This is a genomic window from Dietzia massiliensis (assembly GCF_018390595.1).
Taxonomy (GTDB): domain Bacteria; phylum Actinomycetota; class Actinomycetes; order Mycobacteriales; family Mycobacteriaceae; genus Dietzia; species Dietzia massiliensis.
Genome location: NZ_JAHBAV010000390.1, coordinates 1 through 307 on the forward strand (window position 1 = coordinate 1; position 307 = coordinate 307).

Below are 307 nucleotides of genomic sequence, written 5' to 3' on the forward strand. Positions count from 1 at the left end.
TGGGAAGCCATTTCCCATGTTCGTCCATTGCCCTCATAGTCAGCAGGACATGGGCGTGGGGATTATGTCCCGGCGGATGGGGGTCATGGATGGCAAAGTCAGCAATCATGCCTTTGGAAACAAATTGCTGTTCACAAAACTCCCGGACAAGGACAGCGTACTGGTCAGGCGGTATCTCTCTGGGGATGGTAAGCACCCACCGCCTTGCAAGCTGGGAGTTCCATTGCTTTTCCACCGCTTCGGCGGCGTTCCATAAGGTATTGCGGTCTGCATACGACCGTGGGGCGTTTGCCGGAAGCATGATTTC

1 protein-coding gene is annotated in these 307 nt (G+C 55.0%); it reads right to left on the reverse strand.

Features of this window, described 5'->3' with window-relative positions; genetic code table 11:
* The coding region (locus KHA85_RS20820) for a MobA/MobL family protein (protein ID WP_213186773.1) at positions 1-307 on the reverse strand (307 nt) is incomplete at both ends.